The organism is Clostridium pasteurianum BC1, from assembly GCF_000389635.1.
Lineage (GTDB): Bacteria > Bacillota > Clostridia > Clostridiales > Clostridiaceae > Clostridium_I > Clostridium_I pasteurianum_A.
This window is the reverse complement of the sequence record NC_021182.1, coordinates 2,719,699-2,739,802: the sequence shown is the minus strand read 5'-3', so window position 1 is coordinate 2,739,802 and position 20,104 is coordinate 2,719,699. Positions and strand designations below refer to the sequence as shown.

Annotated in this window: 20 protein-coding genes and 1 pseudogene; 17 read left to right on the top strand and 4 right to left on the bottom strand. The window is 29.0% G+C overall.

The features are described 5' to 3' along the window. Window positions 1-55 precede the first annotated feature (55 nt). Window positions 56-250 (bottom strand): hypothetical protein, encoded by a 195-nt coding sequence (locus tag CLOPA_RS12875; RefSeq protein WP_041710884.1) that lies wholly within the window; start codon window positions 248-250, stop codon window positions 56-58. A gap of 156 nt (window positions 251-406) precedes the next feature. Between CLOPA_RS12875 and CLOPA_RS12870 the strand changes: the two genes are divergently transcribed. From CLOPA_RS12870 to CLOPA_RS12860, 3 genes are all read left to right on the top strand, one after another. Beyond that, window positions 407-922, top strand: a complete 516-nt coding sequence (locus tag CLOPA_RS12870) for a DUF2127 domain-containing protein (RefSeq protein ID WP_015615870.1) — start codon at window positions 407-409, stop codon at window positions 920-922. 70 nt (window positions 923-992) lie between these two features. Further along, a complete protein-coding gene (locus CLOPA_RS12865; RefSeq protein WP_015615869.1) occupies window positions 993-1,676 on the top strand; it encodes a YetF domain-containing protein in 684 nt (227 codons plus the stop codon). A 260-nt stretch (window positions 1,677-1,936) separates the two neighbouring features. Beyond that, the gene (locus tag CLOPA_RS12860; protein ID WP_015615868.1) at window positions 1,937-2,449 is read left to right on the top strand and encodes a DUF2127 domain-containing protein; all 513 of its coding nucleotides are present in this window, start codon (window positions 1,937-1,939) and stop codon (window positions 2,447-2,449) included. 318 nt (window positions 2,450-2,767) lie between these two features. On the opposite strand, the gene CLOPA_RS12855 is transcribed toward CLOPA_RS12860, so the two are convergent. Further along, on the bottom strand, window positions 2,768-3,328 hold the full coding sequence (locus tag CLOPA_RS12855) for a hypothetical protein (RefSeq protein ID WP_041710883.1): 561 nt from the start codon (window positions 3,326-3,328) through the stop codon (window positions 2,768-2,770). 632 nt (window positions 3,329-3,960) lie between these two features. On the opposite strand from CLOPA_RS12855, the gene CLOPA_RS12850 reads away from it, so the two are divergent. The 10 genes from CLOPA_RS12850 to scpB all read left to right on the top strand — a co-directional run bounded on the left by CLOPA_RS12850 (window position 3,961) and on the right by scpB (window position 14,563). Further along, complete coding sequence (locus CLOPA_RS12850) at window positions 3,961-4,479, top strand: NUDIX hydrolase (protein WP_015615867.1); 519 nt, start codon at window positions 3,961-3,963, stop codon at window positions 4,477-4,479. Between the two features lie 110 nt (window positions 4,480-4,589). Continuing rightward, complete coding sequence (gene spoIIM, locus CLOPA_RS12845; RefSeq protein ID WP_015615866.1) at window positions 4,590-5,216, top strand: stage II sporulation protein M; 627 nt, start codon at window positions 4,590-4,592, stop codon at window positions 5,214-5,216. 283 nt (window positions 5,217-5,499) lie between these two features. Further along, a complete protein-coding gene (gene xerD / locus CLOPA_RS12835) occupies window positions 5,500-6,378 on the top strand; it encodes a site-specific tyrosine recombinase XerD (RefSeq protein WP_015615864.1) in 879 nt (292 codons plus the stop codon). 209 nt (window positions 6,379-6,587) lie between these two features. Continuing rightward, window positions 6,588-7,754 carry a phosphopentomutase gene (locus tag CLOPA_RS12830; protein WP_015615863.1) on the top strand — a complete coding sequence of 389 codons (1,167 nt, stop codon included), beginning with the start codon at window positions 6,588-6,590 and terminating at the stop codon, window positions 7,752-7,754. An 11-nt stretch (window positions 7,755-7,765) separates the two neighbouring features. Further along, complete coding sequence (locus tag CLOPA_RS12825; protein WP_015615862.1) at window positions 7,766-8,581, top strand: purine-nucleoside phosphorylase; 816 nt, start codon at window positions 7,766-7,768, stop codon at window positions 8,579-8,581. Between the two features lie 21 nt (window positions 8,582-8,602). Then, window positions 8,603-9,421: a purine-nucleoside phosphorylase gene (locus CLOPA_RS12820; protein WP_015615861.1), complete on the top strand. Its 819-nt coding sequence runs from the start codon at window positions 8,603-8,605 to the stop codon at window positions 9,419-9,421. Between the two features lie 387 nt (window positions 9,422-9,808). Continuing rightward, on the top strand, window positions 9,809-11,110 hold the full coding sequence (locus tag CLOPA_RS12815; protein WP_015615860.1) for a pyrimidine-nucleoside phosphorylase: 1,302 nt from the start codon (window positions 9,809-9,811) through the stop codon (window positions 11,108-11,110). 407 nt (window positions 11,111-11,517) lie between these two features. Further along, window positions 11,518-12,672, top strand: coding sequence for a D-alanyl-D-alanine carboxypeptidase family protein (locus CLOPA_RS12810; RefSeq protein ID WP_431602580.1), 1,155 nt, complete (start codon window positions 11,518-11,520; stop codon window positions 12,670-12,672). A 552-nt stretch (window positions 12,673-13,224) separates the two neighbouring features. Then, window positions 13,225-13,983, top strand: a complete 759-nt coding sequence (locus CLOPA_RS12805; RefSeq protein ID WP_015615858.1) for a segregation/condensation protein A — start codon at window positions 13,225-13,227, stop codon at window positions 13,981-13,983. Beyond that, window positions 13,970-14,563, top strand: coding sequence for an SMC-Scp complex subunit ScpB (gene scpB / locus CLOPA_RS12800; RefSeq protein WP_015615857.1), 594 nt, complete (start codon window positions 13,970-13,972; stop codon window positions 14,561-14,563). The genes CLOPA_RS12805 and scpB overlap by 14 nt, the downstream gene beginning before the upstream one ends. Window positions 14,564-14,918: 355 nt before the next feature. Here scpB and ytfJ read toward each other — a convergent pair whose 3' ends face one another. Both ytfJ and CLOPA_RS12790 read right to left on the bottom strand, forming a co-directional pair. Next, a complete protein-coding gene (gene ytfJ / locus CLOPA_RS12795; RefSeq protein WP_015615856.1) occupies window positions 14,919-15,368 on the bottom strand; it encodes a GerW family sporulation protein in 450 nt (149 codons plus the stop codon). Further along, window positions 15,369-15,920, bottom strand: coding sequence for a DUF2953 domain-containing protein (locus tag CLOPA_RS12790; RefSeq protein WP_015615855.1), 552 nt, complete (start codon window positions 15,918-15,920; stop codon window positions 15,369-15,371). It abuts the gene before it with no gap. A 273-nt stretch (window positions 15,921-16,193) separates the two neighbouring features. Here CLOPA_RS12790 and CLOPA_RS12785 point away from each other — a divergent pair, with 273 nt between their 5' ends. The 4 genes and pseudogenes from CLOPA_RS12785 to CLOPA_RS12770 all read left to right on the top strand — a co-directional run bounded on the left by CLOPA_RS12785 (window position 16,194) and on the right by CLOPA_RS12770 (window position 20,093). Next, complete coding sequence (locus tag CLOPA_RS12785) at window positions 16,194-17,306, top strand: D-alanyl-D-alanine carboxypeptidase family protein (RefSeq protein ID WP_015615854.1); 1,113 nt, start codon at window positions 16,194-16,196, stop codon at window positions 17,304-17,306. 339 nt (window positions 17,307-17,645) lie between these two features. Continuing rightward, window positions 17,646-17,867: pseudogene (locus tag CLOPA_RS12780) on the top strand (IS3 family transposase); the annotation flags it as partial. 328 nt (window positions 17,868-18,195) lie between these two features. Next, a complete protein-coding gene (locus CLOPA_RS12775; RefSeq protein ID WP_015615853.1) occupies window positions 18,196-19,197 on the top strand; it encodes an aldo/keto reductase in 1,002 nt (333 codons plus the stop codon). A gap of 119 nt (window positions 19,198-19,316) precedes the next feature. After that, window positions 19,317-20,093, top strand: coding sequence for a carboxymuconolactone decarboxylase family protein (locus CLOPA_RS12770; protein ID WP_015615852.1), 777 nt, complete (start codon window positions 19,317-19,319; stop codon window positions 20,091-20,093). Window positions 20,094-20,104 lie beyond the last annotated feature (11 nt).

Sequence of the window (20,104 nt, the reverse complement as noted above, 5' to 3'; positions counted from 1 at the left end):
AATAATTAATCTTAGTATTATTAGCATGTAAAGTTATCCTATTACTATGACAAGTTTAATTAAGTGTTCCAAAACTAATATCATATTTATTATATTTTAAATTATCAGTCCAGAGTAATTCTTCACCACTTCCATATCCCTGCAATTCTTTTATAGTAAAATTATTTTTTGCAGTAATGTATGAATATGAGTAAAATCCTGCAATACATATTATAGCGATAATTATAATCCCAGCTATAGCTTTTTTCATAGAGGTAGAAATTTTATACCACCTTTCATTTTTTAGAGTGTTTAAGAATGTTGGCAAAATTTTAATGATATTTTAATGAAATTTTGGTAAAACATGAATATGAAATAGGGAATATATCAAAACTAAAGTTAAATGTGCTATTGAGGAGAAGAAATAATGATGTTGAACGATGAGCTATTAGAAAACAAAAAAATTAATAAAAAAAATAATATACTCCACAAAAGTTTTGAAATAGGAATATTATTAAAAGGAATTGATTCAATATTTCAAATGATAGGTGGAATTTTACTGGTATTTTTAAATCCCCATAGATTAAATAAAATAGTTGTTTTATTAACGCAACATGAATTATCAAAAAATCCAAGAGATACCATTGCAAACTTTATTGTTAAATCGAGTTTAGGATTTAATTTAAGTGCTCAGCATTTTGCTGTTTTTTATTTGATTTCTCATGGGGTAATAAAGTTAATACTTGTTACTATGTTGTTGAAGAAAAAGATGTTTGCTTATCCACTTACCATATTTTCTTTAGCTCTATTCATTGTTTATCAAATATATCGTTATTCACATAGGCATTCCCCATTGCTTATAGGATTAACAATTTTCGATATTATAATGATAATATTAACATTTATGGAATACCAGAATGTTAAAAATAAAGTTTATGAATAAATAGAAGAAAATTAAGGTTAATATTAAGTAATTTACTATTCTTTAAAATATAATATTGGAGGCGATTTTTTTGTTTGAACCCTTAAATATAGTATTACGAGTGTTTTCAGCCCTCATATTTCTTTTTGCAGCTACTAAATTTTTAAATAAAAGAAGTTTATCTAACCTAACTTATTTTGACTATATTGCAGCTACTATTCTTGGAACCATAGCAGGCAATCTAGCTTTTAACGTAAAAATACATATTTTAAATTTTATTCTTTCCATTATACTTGTAACATTAATTATATCATTAGTATCTTATTTTTCTCTAAAATATAAGTCTTTTCGTAAATTTTTTGCTGGAGAATCAACTATTTTAATTAAAAATGGGAAAATTTTAAAGGAAAATTTGACTAGCTTAAACTATTCTTATGATTACCTAAATCAACAACTAAGACAGGAAAAAGTGTTTGATATTTGCCAAGTTGAATTTGCTATCCTTGAAACTAGTGGAAAGCTAAGTGTTCAACTAAAACCTCAAAACTGTCCATTAACCTCACAATCACTTTATTTATCAACAAAACATGAAAATCTTGCAATTGAACTAGTCTTAGAAGGAAAAGTTATAGAAAAAAATCTAAAACAAAATAGCTTAACGCAACAATGGCTCTATAAAGAATTAAAGAAAAAAGGAATTGAAAACATAAAAGAAGTAGCCTTTGCTGCATTGTCCACTAATGGTAACTTTTATGTTAATCTTTATCATGATTAATATAAATCATCGTACTATGAATAGAATTTTATTCAGAAGTTGAGCTTAAGAAAGAGAAAACTTCATTTTAAGTCATAGTAAGTAAATGGACAAACTAAGACGAGAAATGAAATGATTGCTAGTGAATTTGTGAATTTAAGTGTATTATATAGAGTGATAAAACTCTATTAATAATTTAATAAAATTTTAGTGAAACATGAACATTAAAATAAATAATATGACAAAACTAAAGTTAAATGTACTGTTGAGGAGAAAAAACAATGATATTTAGTAATGGGGTGTTGAAAATTAAAAAAAATAACAAAAATAATATATTTCACAAAGGTTTTGAAATTGGAATATTGCTAAAAGGAGTAGATGCAATACTACAAATTATAGGTGGAATTTTACTAATATTTTTGAATCCAAATAGATTAAATAAATTAGTTGTTTTATTAACGCAGCATGAATTGTCAGAAGATCCAAGAGATATTATTGCAAATTTTTTTATAAAGTCAAGTTTAAGGTTTAATTTAAGTACTCAGCACTTCGGTGTTTTTTATTTAATATCTCATGGAATAATAAAGCTGATTCTTGTTGTTCTATTGTGGAGGAAAAAGACCTTTGCTTATCCACTTACTATATTATCTTTAACTTTATTCATTATCTATCAAATTTATGGCTATATGCTTAATCATTCTGTGGGACTTATAGTATTAACAATTTTTGATATTATAATGATAATATTAACATCTATAGAGTACCAAAATATTAAAAATAAACTTTATAAATAGGTATAAGAAAAATAAGGTTAATAGTAATTAAAGAATTAAGATATAAAAATTGGATAAAAAGACTATAGAAAGAATGAAAGCAAAGGAAAGATTAGCATAAAATAGGCCTTACACAGATTTCTGCGTAAGGCCTAAAAAGATGAAACAAGAGATATTGTTACTGAACAATTTGGATTTGCTAATCATAATATATATAATAAAACAAAGTATATACAGATAATGATTTAGAAAAATTAATTTAGTATGATATTTTAGAAATTTTAGTTTGAATGTTGTTTGCAAGATAATGTATGAAATTTTGTTTATTTGCAGGTTTTATTATTTTATAGTTTCTTTTGTAAATTTATTAATTATTTTCATATCTTCTTGATCTTTTAGTATTTCATATAAGATGCTGTATTCTTCCCCTAATTTATATAACTTAATTTTTTCTAATTTATTTAAATTATGAAAATTTGATAATAGTAAATTTATGGATAACTCGATTAGGCTAAGTTTATCTTCTGTTTTAAGCATTTTTGCTATTTGATTATTAGTCATATTTGATATTTCATTTATATCATAATTATCTATCTTTATAGTAAATCCATCAATGTATCTATTGTTTGTCAACTCTGTATACTTTCTAATTATACGAAGCTGAAGAATATCACATTTGTGAATAAAGCCATTTAATGTTCCTGGATAGCCATTTACATAATATCCTTCTTCAACTTTTACAACTAAAGTTGTTCTTCTAGTAAAAGAGGTATCCATGATAAAAACTACATCTCCTACATGATAATCTACACTATTATAAGTAAAAGCATATTCTCCTAGATTTCCAAAATGTATGTCTTCTTTTGTTTTATAATTTTGTTTTATAATTTTACCTTTCATACATTTTACCTCTTTTCTAATTATAGTAATTTTATATTTATTAAGCTTTCAGATAACTATATTAAAATTATGTACTTTCAATAGAAGACGTGGTAAAAATTTTAAAAATATAGATTGTAATTAAATTTATATTTTTAATAGAAACAGCTGAAAACAGAATTTAAACAAAGTAGCCATATTGCAATAAAGACAATTTATTGCAATATCCATATATAGAAGATATCAAATATATATAAATAAGTTTGCTTTCTACTTTTAGTTTATACATATTCTATAGCTTAGATACAATATTGTCTCATATATGTAAAATTAATATAAAAAAATATAAAATAATTAGAAGATATTTGATAAATTATAACATTATTAATAAATTGATAGTATTTATAAAATAATTTATTATTTCATGTAAAAATTAAGTTTTATTATTGAAATATAGAGTATTCTAGGAAAAAAGAGTATCAAATTTATGTCTTTTACTAAAATATAGCTTTAATTTAGAAAATTTTAAGCTGATAGAATAACATATAATTAATATTGATAATTGTAGCTAAATTTGACAATTATATTTTAGGTCATTAAAATTAAAATATAATTTGTATAAAAGAAGATTTTTTAATTTGGAGGAATTTCTTATGAGACTAGAAGAAGAAACTGTATGTGAGAAGAGCTTATATAAAGGTAACGTAATAGAATTGCTTTTACAAAAGGTTAAGCTTCAAAATGGTAAATATTCAAGTAAAGAGATAGTAAGGCATCCTGGTGGAGTTGCTATTATAGCTTTTAAAGATAAAGATACAATACTTATGGTGGAACAATTTAGGAAGCCCTTGGAAACAGTACTGATTGAACTTCCGGCTGGTAAACTTGAATCTGGTGAGAATACAGAACAATGTGGAAGGCGAGAACTTGAAGAAGAAACGGGATATAAGGCAAATAATTTTAAATATTTAGGAAAGATTGCCACGTCTCCGGGTTTTTGCAATGAATATATTTATTTTTATAAAGCTGAAGATTTATACGAAGGTAAAATTGGTGGAGATGAAGATGAATTTATAAATATTAAAGAGGTAAAGACTAAAGATGTAAAAGAAATGATAATAAAAGGTGCTATAATAGATGCAAAAACTATAAGTGCTTTTATGTATTTATAGTTGGCATATTTATGACTACCTAGTATAGTACTTAATAAAATTATCATATTATCCTATAGCTAATCATAAGTATTATATAAAAAGGTGATTAACGATGGGAGGAATAATTAATGAAAATGGTATTTTTTAAGAACTTAATATCAAATCATTTGCAAAACAATTTATGGTTATATATATTGAGTGCTATTTGTTTGTGTACAGGTATTGTACTTGGAGTTTACACTGTAAGGTATATGAGTGGATTTGAAAAAAGTGACCTTTTAAATTATCTATCATCATTTATACAAACTTACAATTCAAAGAATATCAATTATAACCAACTTTTCTTTGAAACGGTAAAAAATAATATACCAGTATTGTTAATAGTATGGTTTTTGGGATTAACTATGATTGGAATTCCAATAATCTTGGTACTGGATGTAATAAAGGGATTTACCATTGGTTTTACCGTGACTTTTTTTGTAAATGGCATGGGCTTCAAAGGAATATGGCTTGCACTTTTATCTGTTATTCCTCAAAATATTGTATATATACCTTGTATAATAATTGGATCTGTATTAGCAATGGAATTCTCTTTAATGATGATAAAAGATAATGGTAAAAAACGTTGGACAACGGGCATTTCTTCAAGAATAATGTCCTATTCTATAGTATTCGTTATAATATCGGCATGCATGTTTGTGGGTTTATCTTTTGAAACTTATATAACGCCTAATATTATTAAAGCAATTGCATAAGAGGGGACTGTGATAGCTCTTGATTGAGAAGGTTGAATTCATTGATGCTGTAATTTTAATTATGAAATGTTTTTTGATCCTTATTTTTTTGGGTGTTATACTTCCAAAGTTAGTTGATTATTCGATTTATTTATTTATTAGCAAGTCAGAGGTTCATAATAATAGCATTTTAGTATATAATGTACTTGAGTGGGATAAACGCATTATTTATAATTTTATATATTTATTCAAATTAGCCACTAGTTAGCTAGACATATTTTATATGAATTTTGGGAGAAAATTTATGAGCGATTTAGTAAATAGTTATATTAGCCATATTAGTAATAGAAAATTGAGCTCAAATACGCTTGATGCCTATATAAGAGATATAAAGAAATTTCATGAGTTTGTTATGAGCAAAGAGGAAAGTATCGATCAGGTAGATGTAGTTATTATAATGGCTTATGTACAGAGTTTAAAAAAAAGCGGTAAGGCAAATTCATCTGTTATAAGAAATATAGTTTCTATAAGAAATTTTTATAAATATTTAATAAATATAGGCAAGATTGAAAGTAATCCTGTAATACAATATCAGTCACCTAAGATAAAAAGAACCTTACCTGCTATTTTAACAGTAGAAGAAGTAGACAAGCTTCTATCCATGCCTGATTGTGAAACCAATAAGGGAGTTAGGGATAAATGCATGCTTGAAATAATGTATGCAACAGGTATAAAGGTTACAGAATTGTTAAACCTAACTATATATGATGTGAATATAAAGCTTTCTTATGTTAAATGCAAAGGTTTAAAGGACAGGGAAAGAATGATACCTATAGGTTCTTATGGAGTAAAGTGGATTGAAAATTATCTAAAGATAAGATCACAATTAAATATAAATAATTTGGATTTATTATATTTTAATCTTCATGGAAATAAAATGACAAGGCAGGGCTTTTGGAAAATAGTAAAACAATATGCAGATGAGGCAAAAATTGATAAGCCTATAAATTCCTATACCCTAAGGCACTCTTTTGCAGTACATCTATTGCAAAATGGTGCAGATATAAAAACAATTCAAGAACTACTAGGTCATAGTGATTTATCAACTACCCAGATTTACTCAGGTATATCTAAAAAAAGTAAAATTGCAGAAGTATATAAAAAAGCACATCCTAGAGCATGATAACCGTAAGAAAAGGTAAGTGCTTACATTGATTAAATAAAATAGATTACATAACAATATTTTGTATTTCACAATCTAAAGTCCTACAGATAAAGCGACATAGTCGCTTTTTTTATACATTATTTCTAGAATGTTGAATAGTATTGGTACAGAATTTCAGAACCTTTAAAGATTTTTTATATATTATTTCAATTAGGAGATGAAACTTTATGAATAGAGTTATACTAATAGTACTTGATAGCGTTGGTATAGGAGAAATGCACGATGCAAAGCTTTATGGAGATGAGGGAAGCGATACTCTTGGAAATATAGCAGAAAGCATTGGCGGGTTAAGGCTGCCTAATATGGAGAAATTGGGGCTTGGTAATATCAATGATATTCATGGAATAAAAAAAATTGATAATCCAATTGGTAACTATGGAAAGTGTGCTGAATTATCAAAGGGTAAGGATACTGTAACAGGTCATTGGGAAATTTCTGGAGTAGTATTAGAAAAGCCTCTAAAAACTTTTCCTAATGGCTTTCCAGCAGAAATTATTGAAAAGTTTCAAGATAGTATAGGAAGAAAAATAATTGGTAATAAAGTGGCTTCAGGTACGGAAATCATTAAAGAACTTGGTGAAGAACATGTTAAAACGGGATATCCTATTGTATATACTTCAGCAGACAGCGTATTTCAGATTGCTGCCCATGAGGATGTAATTCCACTTGAAAATTTATATGATATGTGTAGAATAGCACGAAAAATGCTTACCGGTGAAAATACTGTAGGTAGAATAATAGCAAGACCATTTGTAGGTGAAAAGGGAATTTATACAAGGACTCCCAATAGGCGTGATTTTACCTTAGATCCTTTTAATAAAACAATTTTAGAATATGTAAAAGAAGATAATTTAAATGTTATGGCAGTGGGGAAAATAGAAGATATATTTAATGGAAAAGGAGTAACAGAAGCAGTACACATAAAAAATAATAGTGAAGGTGTAGATAAGACCATTGAGTATATGAAAGCAGACAAAGAGGGATTAATATTCACAAATTTAGTGGATTTTGATATGCTTTACGGCCATAGAAATGATGTAGAAGGATATGCTAAAGCTTTGGTGGAGTTTGATAAAAAGCTTCCGGAAATAATAAATGCTATGAAAAATGAAGATATTCTTATTATAACTGCAGATCATGGCTGTGATCCTACAACACCAAGTACAGACCATTCAAGAGAATATATACCGCTGCTTGTATATGGTAAGTCAATAAAAAGTGGTGTAAATCTAGGGATAAGAAGCTGTTTTTGTGATATAGGTAAAACTGTTCTAGATATATTACAGATTAAAAATAATTTATATGGAGAAAGCTTTAAAGATAAATTAATTTAGGAGAGGTTCATATGGATAAAAATACTATAATTGAAAGTGTGGATTATATAAAAAATATTATAGATATAGTACCTAAAATAGGAATAATACTTGGCTCAGGGTTAGGAGAGCTAGCAGATGCTCTAGAAAAAAAGATTGTTATAAAATATAGTGATGTACCTAATATGCCTGTATCTACAGTAAAAGGTCATGCAGGTCAATTTGTAATTGGAGAACTTTTAGGAAAAAATGTAATAATGATGCAGGGAAGATTTCATTATTATGAAGGTAATTCTATGGAAAACTTATCACTCCCAGTTTATGTCATGAAATATTTAGGTGTAGAAAATTTGATTGTTACAAATGCTGCTGGAGGAGTAAATACAGATTTTAATCCAGGGGATTTAATGCTTATTAAAGATCATATAAATTTTGCATTTAATAATCCGCTTATAGGAAGAAATGACGAGAAAATAGGAACTAGATTTCCTGATATGTCCTGTGCTTATAATAAGGAACTGATCAGCATAGCAAAAGGTATTTCAAATAAATTTAACTTAGATGTTAAAGAGGGTATCTATTTAATGATGACTGGGCCCTGCTATGAAACTCCAGCAGAAATTAGAATGACAAGAATATTAGGAGGAGATGCAGTAGGTATGTCTACTGTTCCAGAGGTTATTGCAGCTGACCACTGCAATTTAAAGGTATTGGGAATCTCCTGTATTACCAATATGGCAGCAGGTATTCTGGATAAACCTTTAAACCATGCAGAAGTTGTAGAAACATCTAATAAAGTTAAGGATAAATTTAAAAATTTTATAATCAATATAGTTAAGGAAATATAACGATAAAGAGGTGTATTTACTATGAATATTGTAGAAAAAATTAATAAGGCTAAGGAATATATATTAAATGTATACAATAAAAAAATAGATTTGGCAATAATACTTGGTACAGGTTTAGGCAGCCTGGCTAATAGTTTAGATAATAAATTGGTAATAAAATATGAAGATATACCTGAATTTCCAGTATCCACTGTAGCGGGTCATGCTGGGGAATTGATAATTGGAAATATTAAGGGCAAATGTGTACTTGCAATGAATGGCAGATTTCATTATTATGAAGGCTATTCAATGGAAACGGTAACCTTTGGGATTCGGGTTATAAAAGCTCTGGGTATAAGAGATATAATTATAACAAATGCAGCAGGAGGAATGAATCCAGATTTTGGAGCAGGAGACTTGATGCTCATAGAGGATCATATTAATTTTATGGGTACAAATCCTTTAATAGGCAAAAATTACGAAGAATTAGGGCCAAGATTCCCAGATATGTCCAAGGCATATAATAAAGAGCTTATAATATTGGCAGAGAAAAGTGCAGAAGAATTAGGATATAAGATTAAAAAAGGGGTTTATGCAGCAGTAACAGGACCCAATTATGAGACTCCAGCTGAATTAAGAATGCTTAGATTATTAGGAGGAGATGCCGTGGGAATGTCTACAGTACCAGAGGTTATTGCAGCCAATCACATGTCCATGAGAGTGCTTGGAATTTCCTGTATTACAGATATGGCAATAGCAGATAATTTAGAACCATTAGATCATAAAAAGGTTTTAGAAACTGCCAATAAGGCTCAGATTAAATTTGTCTTCATTGTAAAGGCGATAATAGAAAAAATTTAATCCTATTTTGAAAAAGTAAACATTATAAACAGAGATTATGCAATTTATTTAAATTTCACTTTCACTTAATATGTGAAGCTGAAATTGTTTATCTATAAAATATATATATTGCAATAAATTATATTCATAATAAAATATTCATTGAATTTAAGTGGCTGCTAACTAAATGTTATTTATTAAATGAACAATTTTAATTGCAACTTAGTATAAGATAATTTTCTTCTATGTATTTTTGTGAGATATTTATCCGATGACTATCCACTCTAATACTCCCATCCTTCTTCAAAGTGGGAGCAGAGTGTGGCTACGTCCCTGGATAACGATTTCTAAGTATCACAAACCGATACTAAGAACTCTGTTTATAATAAATTAAAGGGGAAAACTAAAATGAGAATGGTAGATTTAATTAATAAAAAGAAAGAAGGCAAAGCCTTAAGTAAAGATGAAATTGAATTTATTGTATCTGGATATGTAAAGGGCAGTATACCAGACTATCAAATGTCTGCTTTTTTAATGACAGTATATTTTAAAGGCATGAATAGAGCAGAAATATCAAATCTTACACTATCCTATGTAAACTCGGGAAATACTGTTGATTTATCCGGTATTAAAGGTATAAAGGTGGATAAGCATTCTTCAGGAGGAGTAGGAGATAAGATTTCACTAATAGTTATTCCTCTTGTAGCTGCTGTAGGTGTTCCAGTTGCAAAGATGTCAGGTAGAGGAATGGGACATACAGGAGGAACCATAGATAAATTAGAAGCAATTGAAGGGTTTAATACCAATTTAGACTATAATACTTTTATAGATAATGTAAATAAATACAAAATGGCTATTACTGGTCAAACAGCTAATTTAACACCGGCTGATAAAAAGACCTATGCCTTAAGGGATGTAACAGGAAGTGTGGACAGCATACCGCTTATTGCCAGTTCAATAATGAGTAAAAAAATAGCCGCCGGTGCAGATGCCATTGTACTTGATGTAAAGGTTGGATCAGGAGCCTTTATGAAGTCTTTAGATAATGCTAAAGAGCTAGCAGAAACTATGGTTGCTATAGGTAAAGCTTTAAATAGAAAAACTATAGCCATTATAACTAACATGAATGAGCCTTTAGGTCATGAAATTGGAAATGCAAATGAGGTAAGAGAAGCTATGGAAGTGCTAAAGGGAAATGGAGCGGAAGATGAGACCACAGTTGCTTTGACTATTGCAGCCTACATGGTTCTATTAGGCGGCGCCTTTAAAGATTTTGATTCTGCCTATGAAAAGTTAAAAGATATTATAAAATCCGGAAAAGCTATAGAGAAGTTTAAAGAGTTTATTAAAATACAAGGTGGCGATACAGAGATAATTGACAAACCTGATAAACTTCCAAATTCAAAATATCATGTTGAAATAAAAGCAAAGGAAAGTGGGTACATAGAAGCTATAAAAGCTGACAATATAGGTGTTGCTGCAATGTTACTAGGTGCAGGCAGAAGAACTAAAGATGACAAAATAGATTTTGCAGCAGGTATAACTGTTGTAAAAAAATATGGTGACAGAGTCAATGAGGGAGATGCAGTTTTTATATTACATACAAATATGGGGAATTGCACTGAAGCCAAAAATATAGTGGAAACTAGTTTTAAAATCGGAAAAGAAAAACCTGAAGCCATTAAATATATATATGAGATAATTAAATAAATTTAGTATTTTTTTCCATAACTAGTGGCTATAATACTTACATTGCTTTTATTAAAAATGATAGTAAAGAGTAGCTATGTCCATGGATATGGATTTTTATGTATTATACATAGGGACTTAGAAATTTGTTAGTAGGCTTAAATAGAAAACTCCATTTGATACCAAAAACTCTGTCTATATGATTAATTGTAAATATAATGAAAGAGAGTACTATAAATTAGTGCTCTCTTTCATTATATTTATATATATGTTAAATATTAATAATAGCTTTTAGACTATTTTTTTACTATTGTGTGATAATCTTTTTTTAGTTGGTAAAAATAAAATTGTTAAAACAATTTATAAGAAAGGGTGGTACATATATGATAAAAAAATGTAAGCTTATTTCAAGTACTTTATGTGCAGTTATGATGTCAACCATGTTTTTTTCCATTCCCATATCGGCAGAAGTATTGGAACCAGCAGGTAAGAAAAGTGAAAATTCATCCAGTACAGATGTGGACGCAAAATCTGCACTATTAATAGAACCTTCAACAGGAAAGATAGTTTATGAAAAAAATCCTCATGAAAAATTTGCACCAGCATCAGTAACAAAGATAATGACCATGCTCATTACCATGGAAAATGTGGATAGTGGGAAAATTAAACTGACGGATAAGATTACTGTTAGTGAAAATGCAAAAAAAATGGGTGGAAGTTCTATGATATTGGATACGGGAGAAATAAGAACTGTAGAAGAACTTTTAAAGGGAATAGCTATAGCTTCAGGAAATGATGCTGCAGTGGCTATGGCAGAGTATTTAGGCGGAAGTGAAGAAAATTTTGTGAAAATTATGAATGAAGAAGCACAAAGACTTGAAATGAAGGATACTAGTTTTAGAAATTGTACCGGGCTCAGTGCTGAAGGGCATTTAACTACAGCCTATGATATAGCATTAATGTCTAAAGAATTATTAAAGCACTCTCAAATTTTAAAATACTCAGGAACCTATATGGAAACTATCAGTGAAGGTAGAAAGTCTCCCATTGAACTTGTTAATCACAATAAATTAGTAAGATTTTATAAAGGATGTGATGGACTAAAGACAGGCTTTACTGAAGAGGCAAAATATTGCATATCAGCAACGGCAACCAAGGATGGAGTCAGAATGCTAGTAGTTATAATGGGTGCACCTACTTATAAAGTGAGAAATAGAGATGCGTCAATGCTTATGACTTATGGCTTTTCAAAATTCGAAAGTAAAAAAATTGTTCAAAAAGATAGCAATATTGAAAAGGTAAATTTAAATAAAAAAGGTGATAAATTTTTCTTAGCAAAAGCTAAGGAGGATTTGAGTTTAGTAGTTCCTAGAGGTAATAATGGAAAAATAGATCATAAATGCATTTATAATAAAAATGATAAAGGCTTTAAAAAAGGTGATGAAATTGGATATTGTGAATTCTATCAAGATAATAAGGTATGCGGTAAAGTGAAGCTATATTGTGATAGAGATGTGAAAAAAGGTGGAATACTTGAGCACTTCAAATACAATTTTGGTAGAGTATTTGATAATGCTATTTAAGGAATATAAATAAACAGTTATTAAATTTTATACTGTGTTTTTTCAGGCTCTGATAAACAGAGTTCTTGGTACCAGGTGGAGTTTTTGTTCCATCTGATGCTAACTAACAGAGTTATTAGTATCGGTTTATGATACTTAGAACTCGTTGTCCTTTAGGGTAAATCGTTATCCAGGGACGTGTCCACTCTTTACTCCCACTTTACGAAAAATGGTGGGAGTATTAGAGTGGGTTGTCATCGGATAAAGTAAAATCAGGGTCTGAATTTAATAAGTATCAAACTCATTTATTATTTTAGATGTCCTATATACTTCTATGTGATAAAATGTTATTGTTATGCTAAAGTTGCAAATAGCTATTTATGAATATGATAACCTATAATTAATAATATGAGTAAACTATAAAAATTTATAATAAAACTTATGGATGCTTATAATAATTTTAAGCTATATATTTATTTATGACTTGTATATTAATTATTGAGATTTATAATATATAGTGCTTATAACATTTCTTACATAAAATAAAGAAAGAATTAAATTGGGAGAATTATTATGTCAATAAATATTAAACTAGACAATTTTGAGGGGCCCTTTGACCTTTTATTGCATTTGATTAAAAAAAATAAAATGGACATATATGACATAAAAATATATGACATAACTTCACAATATTTAAGTTATATAAAGGAAATGAAAGAAATGGATTTGGAGGTAACCTCTGAATTTATTGTAATTGCGGCAAATTTACTTGAAATTAAATCTAAACTATTATTACCTAAAAATAAAACTGAAGACTTAGAGGAAAAAGAAGAAGATCCTAGAATGGAGTTGGTATCAAAACTGGTGGAATATAAAAAGTACAAGCTTTTGGCCAATTTTTTCAAGGAAAGAGAAGAAAATACTGGAATCATATTTATAAAAAAGCCTGAAATTATAGAGGATTTGAGGAAAAATGATCATTCTACAGAGGAATTATTAAAAGGGGTAAGCATGTTAGATTTGTTTAACTTATACGATAAGCTTATGAACGTATATTTAAGTAAAATAAATACAGAAAATGCTATTTCAACAGAAATACCTATTGATAAATTTAGAATAGAAGATAAAATAAATGAATTAATGTCAATTTTTAAAACTAAGGATAGTACATTTTTTTCAAATATAAAAAAACGATGCAATAGTAAAATTGAGATAGTGGTTACATTTTTGGCACTGTTAGAATTGGTAAAACTTAAAAATGTAAAAGTACTGCAACAGTGCAATTTTAAAGAAATTTATATTGAAAGGGTTTTTAACAGTGAAGAAGTATAGTATAGACCAGTTAGAAATTAATGAAATTTCAAATAAAAATGAATATTTTTCAATAATTGAATCACTTCTATTTGTGAGTGGGGAACCATTAAACTTAAAGAATATAGCTGATATAATTCAATGTGATTTAAAATATACTAATAAATTACTAAAGGAAATGGCAGCAATTTATGAAGATAATAGTAGAGGAATAAAATTAATCTCTATTGATGATAATTATCAGTTAGTTACAAAGCCTCATAATAGTGAATATATTGAAAAATTATTAAAAACCAATAAAAGACAATCTTTATCTCAAGCATCCTTAGAAGCTCTGGCTATTATTGCATATAAGCAGCCTGTCACAAGAATAGATATAGACGAAATTAGAGGAGTAAAATCCGATAGAGCTATTGTTAGTTTACATGAGAAAAATTTAATTAAGGAATGTGGAAGATTAGAGGCACCGGGAAGACCTATATTGTATGGAACTACTGAAGAATTTCTAAGATATTTTAATCTATCAAATTTAGAGGAGCTACCTTCACTGGACAATTTTGTAGATAGCTTTAAGGATATTACAGAGGAAGATGAAATTTAGAGGTACGGTTTAACCAGCAGAATATTGATGAGGGTTAATTCTCTTTTATTTGTGAACTACTCCAACTTAAAGAAGTAAGAGCTTCCTGTTTTTAAGAGTTTGTAATCTACACTCTCCACAGGGTTGAAATCCATTTGTATAGAGGGTACTGTACGATAGTGACCTACATGAGCCTTAAATATTTTACGTAGGGAAGGCTAGCTTGGTTTTCGCATTCTCCCTACAACCTTATATATTCAGTTTACAAAGAGCAACTAATATTAAATAGAATACGTAAAGGGAAGTACATGAAAGTTAAATTTGGCAGTTATTCATTAAAAAATTACTAATAAGTTTTCATTTAATGTATAAAATTCTAGTTAGTATCATCATTTTCTTTTTCGGAATTTTCTTCTTTAGATTTTACTGTTCCATTTTTATTTTCGTTATGTTTTCCAATACTATCCTTTATTAAATCAATTATTTGAGGTATAGTATCTATCATCTTGTCATAGGTATTTTGAGCATCAACTGATAAGAGTCTTATGGTACCTTCCTTTAAGACAAGAAAAGCAACTGGCTTTACAGATACACCAGCACCAGAGCCTCCTCCAAAGGGGAAAGCATCTGAATTTTCGTTTTTATTTATACCGTTGGAAAACTCGGTACCACCTGAAGCAAAGCCAAAAGAAACTTTTGATATAGGCAGTATTAAGGTACCATCCTTTGCTTCTACAGGATCTCCAACAATTGTATTAACATCAATCATATCTCTTAAATTTTCCATAGTATTTGTCATTAGATTTTCAATAGAATGACTTTCCATTTATAATTCCTCCTTAGGATGTGTAAACTTTAAATTTTTTAGCTTTTTATCCTTTATAAAGCCAAACAGGATTAAAATTACTATATATATAGTATTTACTATACTTATTTGTAATATACTTTTTAATACTAAATCTATTTTTGATTTTTTGAAATTAGGTTCAACAGAGAATTTAAATTTTTTCACATTAAAAAATTTATTTATTAAAGAATACAAAAATGGTGAACAGGAGTTTAAAATTCCAAAATATATAGCTGTTTTAGCCACATCTTCAGTGCCATATTCCATATAAAAAATAAAACTCAATTTTGGTTTTAGTCTGCTATTTTCTAATTTAAGTTTTATTTTTTTAACTGTTGTATAGTACTTTTCAATAATTCCAATGAAGTCCTTGCTTCTCACATCATGTTTCATGTTCTTAGTTACTCGTTTTCTAAAACCTATTTCTTTTCCATATATATATGTATGTAAATTGTTATTGTAATAATGCAATTTAAAATGTATCGGTATAGGAAAAAATATTATTATAGATATAATTATTATAATAGTCATATCTTATCCTCCGTTATTGATAATATTACATATTATAACCATAATAATTAATTTTAATAGTAAATAGTAATAAATGTAATTTATTTTATATTCAGTATGGCTTTTTAATATTTCGAATAAGATATTTACTATTTAAATGATGATAGTACTTTACATAAAATAAATTATGTAAAGTAAATAAAAAGTAAACCAAAAGCATAGATTTTAATTTTATACAAATAATAAGTTAAGGCATTTAAAAGGATATCTAAGCTATAAGAAGAAGGTGTAAAAATGAAAATTAAAAAGCTTAATAGAGTTATTATTTCGATAATTTCTTTTTGCTTAATAAATATGGTTTCCTGTAATGTATATGCAGAAGTTATAAACGTAAACGCACGAGCAGCAATAGCTATAGATTCTAAATCTAAACGTGTACTATATGAAAAAAACTCAGATATGATTCTTCCAATGGCAAGTACAACAAAAATCATGACTGCTCTTGTAGTCATAAAATATGGAAATTTAGATGAAAAGATTACTATATCCAAAACTGCAGCGGGCATTAGAGGATCTACCGTTGGTTATAAAGAAGGAGAGAGCATAACAGAGAGGGAACTACTATATGGATTGATGTTTAGATCTGGTAATGATGCTGCCATTGCTTTAGCAGAAGGTATAGGAAAAAGTATAGATGGATTTTCAAAATTAATGAACGAATATGCAGCAGAAATTGGAGCTTTTAATTCTCATTTTGAATCTCCTCATGGACTAGATAGTGAAAATCATTATTGTACAGCTTACGACTTAGCTTTGATAACTGCAAAGGCTAAAGAAAATAAACTTTTTAATGATATAGTAAGCTGCAAAGATGTTGTCGCCGAAGATATGGATTTTACAAGAGATTATCATAATATAAATAAGATATTATATCAAATACCTGGTGCAAATGGAGTGAAAACAGGATCAACAGGAAAGGCTGGAAAATGTTTGGTTACATCTGTAGATATAGATGGTCATGATGTAATTTTTGTAGTATTAAATTGCACGCCTAGATGGAAAGAAACAGGTAAGATATATAAATATGTTAAAGATAATTATTCTTATAAAAAACTGTATTCAAAAGATGAACTTATTGCAGAAGTTCCAGTAAATAAGAAAAATAAGATTAAATTATCTTTAAAGAATGATCTAGTATTACCCTGTGAAAACAATAAAAATTATACTACAAAATATGTAGTACCTAAAGTGGCTACCCAAACAGTAAATAAAGGTGATAATTTTGGCAAAATACAGGTATATGAAGATGATAAATTAGTTTACTCTGAACCTTTAATAGCGGCCAACACTGTAAATGCACATAATTCTATAATAAACAATTTTTTTAAAAGAGTAAATAGAGAATAAGTCTAAATTGATTATCCAAGGACGTACCGCTGGTATCTACATATTAGCAGAGTTGATACTACAGCGGCTGGTCATTGGATAAATTTATGTTTTTATATCTAGCACAAAGTTTTTACACATTATTCTACTTCTATTTTACAGAAGTTGCTATTAGATACCATTCTTTATATAACAATCAATATTATTTTGCTATCTTGAATAAAATCTTATAGTTGTCACTAAATCTACAGATTCCATCACAATTTTCATATAAATCTGAGAATAGTATATATTTTAACTCTATACAGTAGAATTCAGCTAACTCATTTGACAATGATATAAATTACTATAAGTACTTGCAGCATGAGCCGTAAGGCTAATTGTTGGGACAATGCTTGTGCTGAAACATTCTTCAGTACTATAAAATGGGGAATGTTATACCAGAAACAATATGCTACGTGTGAAGAAGCACAGCGTGATATATTTTGGTATATAGAAATTTTCTATAATAGAAAAAGGGAAAATCAGGCATTGGCTATATTATACCATCTCAATTTAGAGATAGATATAAAATTTTGTTAGCATCATAGAAAATTCTAAGTGAATTTTCTATGATGTGAAAACAATAGTAATATTGCGATTTACATAGAATACCTAACTCTCAAGAGTCCTCTTTTTCTGGAAAAGCTCAAACGTATAAATAGTTGGTATTTCGTATTACCATTATCTGATCGAATGTATGAATAGTCCATAATTTATATTGAACTCTAAGTGATACAATAATTATTAAAGTTAGGAAAAAAATTCAAAAAAACTATTGACTTGGAGTGAACTCCAAGTGATAAAGTTAAATAGCGGGAAGAAATAAATGAAACAAGTAAAATAATTAAGAGAATGGAGGATAATTATTATGAAGTATAGAAGATTAGGAAAAACAGACATAGAAGTATCAGCGGTTGGATTAGGCTGCATGGGAATGAGTGCTGCTTATGGTCAGGCAGATAATAAGGAAAGTGTTGCCACTTTAGAATACGCATTGGATCTTGGCATGAACTTCTGGGATACTGCTGATATTTATGGAAATGGAGCAAATGAAAAGCTGATTTCCAAAGTTTTGGTTCCCAACCGTGATAAGATTTTTATTGCAACGAAATTTGGTTTCCGTTTAAGGGAAACGAAGGGAGACGCATTTGTTGGAGGAGATACTTATGTTGATGCTTCACCAAAGTGGATGAAACAGGCAGTTGAGGATAGTCTAATACGTTTGAAGATTGACACAATTGACCTTTACTATGCACACCGCGTAGACCCTAATATTCCTGTAGAAGAAACAGTTGGTGCTATGGCTGAACTAGTAAAAGAAGGAAAAGTACGTTACTTAGGATTAAGTGAGTGTACAGCAGAAGATTTGAAAAAGGCGAATGCTGTTCATCCGATAACTGCGGTGCAAAGTGAATACTCTTTGCTTACTCGTGATGTGGAAAAAGAGGTTCTTCCATTAACAAAAGAGTTAGGTATAGCGTTCATTCCATTTGCTCCGTTAAGCCGTGGACTGATTACGAACAAACTTGATGTAAGCACACTTAAAGAAAATGATTTTAGAAGGAATCTTCCACGTTATAACGGAGAATATTTAGATAATAATCAGAAATTAGCATCTGAATTTGCCGAATTTGCGGAAGGTAAAAATTGCATACCTGCACAGCTTGCCATAGCATGGGTAATGGCACAGAGTGATAACATCATTCCTATTCCTGGAACAAAACGTAGAAAATATCTAGAAGAAAATGCAGGTGCGGCAGATGTGACTCTTACTGCTAAGGATTTGGAAGATATAGAAAACTTATTAAAGAAATATCCAAATATCGGACCACGTTACAGTGCGCGTGAGAACAAATTTGTAAAAAAATAAAATCAGAGATATTTTGCAGCAAATGAATAGATATTTAAACTTATCAGTAATGAACCAAGTTCCTGAAAAGAAGGTAGTTGGTTTGCTGGTCTTGTAAAAAAGAAAAGGAGGAAGGAAATGTGAGTAAAATTGAATTATGTAACAGTAAATTCCGGGAACTATTTGGTGATATCAAGTTTCCAATAGGCGAAACGGATCCAGATTTCTATAATATTATGAAACATTTTATTTATGGGGAAGTATCCTTTCAGGGAAACTTGGATGATAAAATGAGAGAACTCATTACACTTGTGGTTTTTACAACAAACCAGACTTTAGATGAAATAAAAGTTCATGTAGGTGCCTCATTGAAGGTTGGTTTAACCCCAACTGAAATCAAAGAAGCGATCTATCATTGTGCTCCATATATTGGATTTTCAAAGACTCTAAATTCCATTTATCAAGTAAATGAAGCATTTAAGGAAAGAAACATTTCCCTTCCTATGGAAAGTCAGAAACAGACAACGGAAGAAAACGGATATGAAGAAGGCCTTAAAGCACAGAAAATTATTTTTGGTGATATAATTGATAAAATGCAGGAAAGCACACCAGAAAATCAGAAGCATATTCAGAGCTATCTTTCGGCATATTGTTTTGGTGATATTTATACAAGAAGCGGACTGGATTTGAAGACAAGGGAACTTTTGACATTTTGTATCCTTTGTACATTGGGTGGATGTGAAAACCAGATTCGTGGACATATTCAAGGAAATGCTAACATGGGCAATGACAAAGAAACTCTTTTATCGGCACTGACACAGTGTATGCCTTATATCGGTTTTCCAAGAACTTTGAACGCACTTGCCTGCATCAATGAAATTATTCCAGAAAATAAAGGAGGGAATACAGATAGTTAGGGGGTGGTTAA

Coding starts and splice junctions, on each gene's coding strand:
- CLOPA_RS12855 (WP_041710883.1), bottom strand. CDS start 3,328: ATGAAAGGTAAAATTATAAAACAAAATTATAAAACAAAAGAAGACATA.
- CLOPA_RS12805 (WP_015615858.1), top strand. CDS start 13,225: ATGTCAATAAATATTAAACTAGACAATTTTGAGGGGCCCTTTGACCTT.
- CLOPA_RS12850 (WP_015615867.1), top strand. CDS start 3,961: ATGAGACTAGAAGAAGAAACTGTATGTGAGAAGAGCTTATATAAAGGT.
- spoIIM (WP_015615866.1), top strand. CDS start 4,590: ATGAAAATGGTATTTTTTAAGAACTTAATATCAAATCATTTGCAAAAC.
- ytfJ (WP_015615856.1), bottom strand. CDS start 15,368: ATGGAAAGTCATTCTATTGAAAATCTAATGACAAATACTATGGAAAAT.
- xerD (WP_015615864.1), top strand. CDS start 5,500: ATGAGCGATTTAGTAAATAGTTATATTAGCCATATTAGTAATAGAAAA.
- CLOPA_RS12790 (WP_015615855.1), bottom strand. CDS start 15,920: ATGACTATTATAATAATTATATCTATAATAATATTTTTTCCTATACCG.
- CLOPA_RS12870 (WP_015615870.1), top strand. CDS start 407: ATGATGTTGAACGATGAGCTATTAGAAAACAAAAAAATTAATAAAAAA.
- CLOPA_RS12775 (WP_015615853.1), top strand. CDS start 18,196: ATGAAGTATAGAAGATTAGGAAAAACAGACATAGAAGTATCAGCGGTT.
- CLOPA_RS12875 (WP_041710884.1), bottom strand. CDS start 250: ATGAAAAAAGCTATAGCTGGGATTATAATTATCGCTATAATATGTATT.
- CLOPA_RS12825 (WP_015615862.1), top strand. CDS start 7,766: ATGGATAAAAATACTATAATTGAAAGTGTGGATTATATAAAAAATATT.
- CLOPA_RS12810 (WP_431602580.1), top strand. CDS start 11,518: ATGATGTCAACCATGTTTTTTTCCATTCCCATATCGGCAGAAGTATTG.
- CLOPA_RS12860 (WP_015615868.1), top strand. CDS start 1,937: ATGATATTTAGTAATGGGGTGTTGAAAATTAAAAAAAATAACAAAAAT.
- CLOPA_RS12820 (WP_015615861.1), top strand. CDS start 8,603: ATGAATATTGTAGAAAAAATTAATAAGGCTAAGGAATATATATTAAAT.
- CLOPA_RS12815 (WP_015615860.1), top strand. CDS start 9,809: ATGAGAATGGTAGATTTAATTAATAAAAAGAAAGAAGGCAAAGCCTTA.
- CLOPA_RS12830 (WP_015615863.1), top strand. CDS start 6,588: ATGAATAGAGTTATACTAATAGTACTTGATAGCGTTGGTATAGGAGAA.
- CLOPA_RS12785 (WP_015615854.1), top strand. CDS start 16,194: ATGAAAATTAAAAAGCTTAATAGAGTTATTATTTCGATAATTTCTTTT.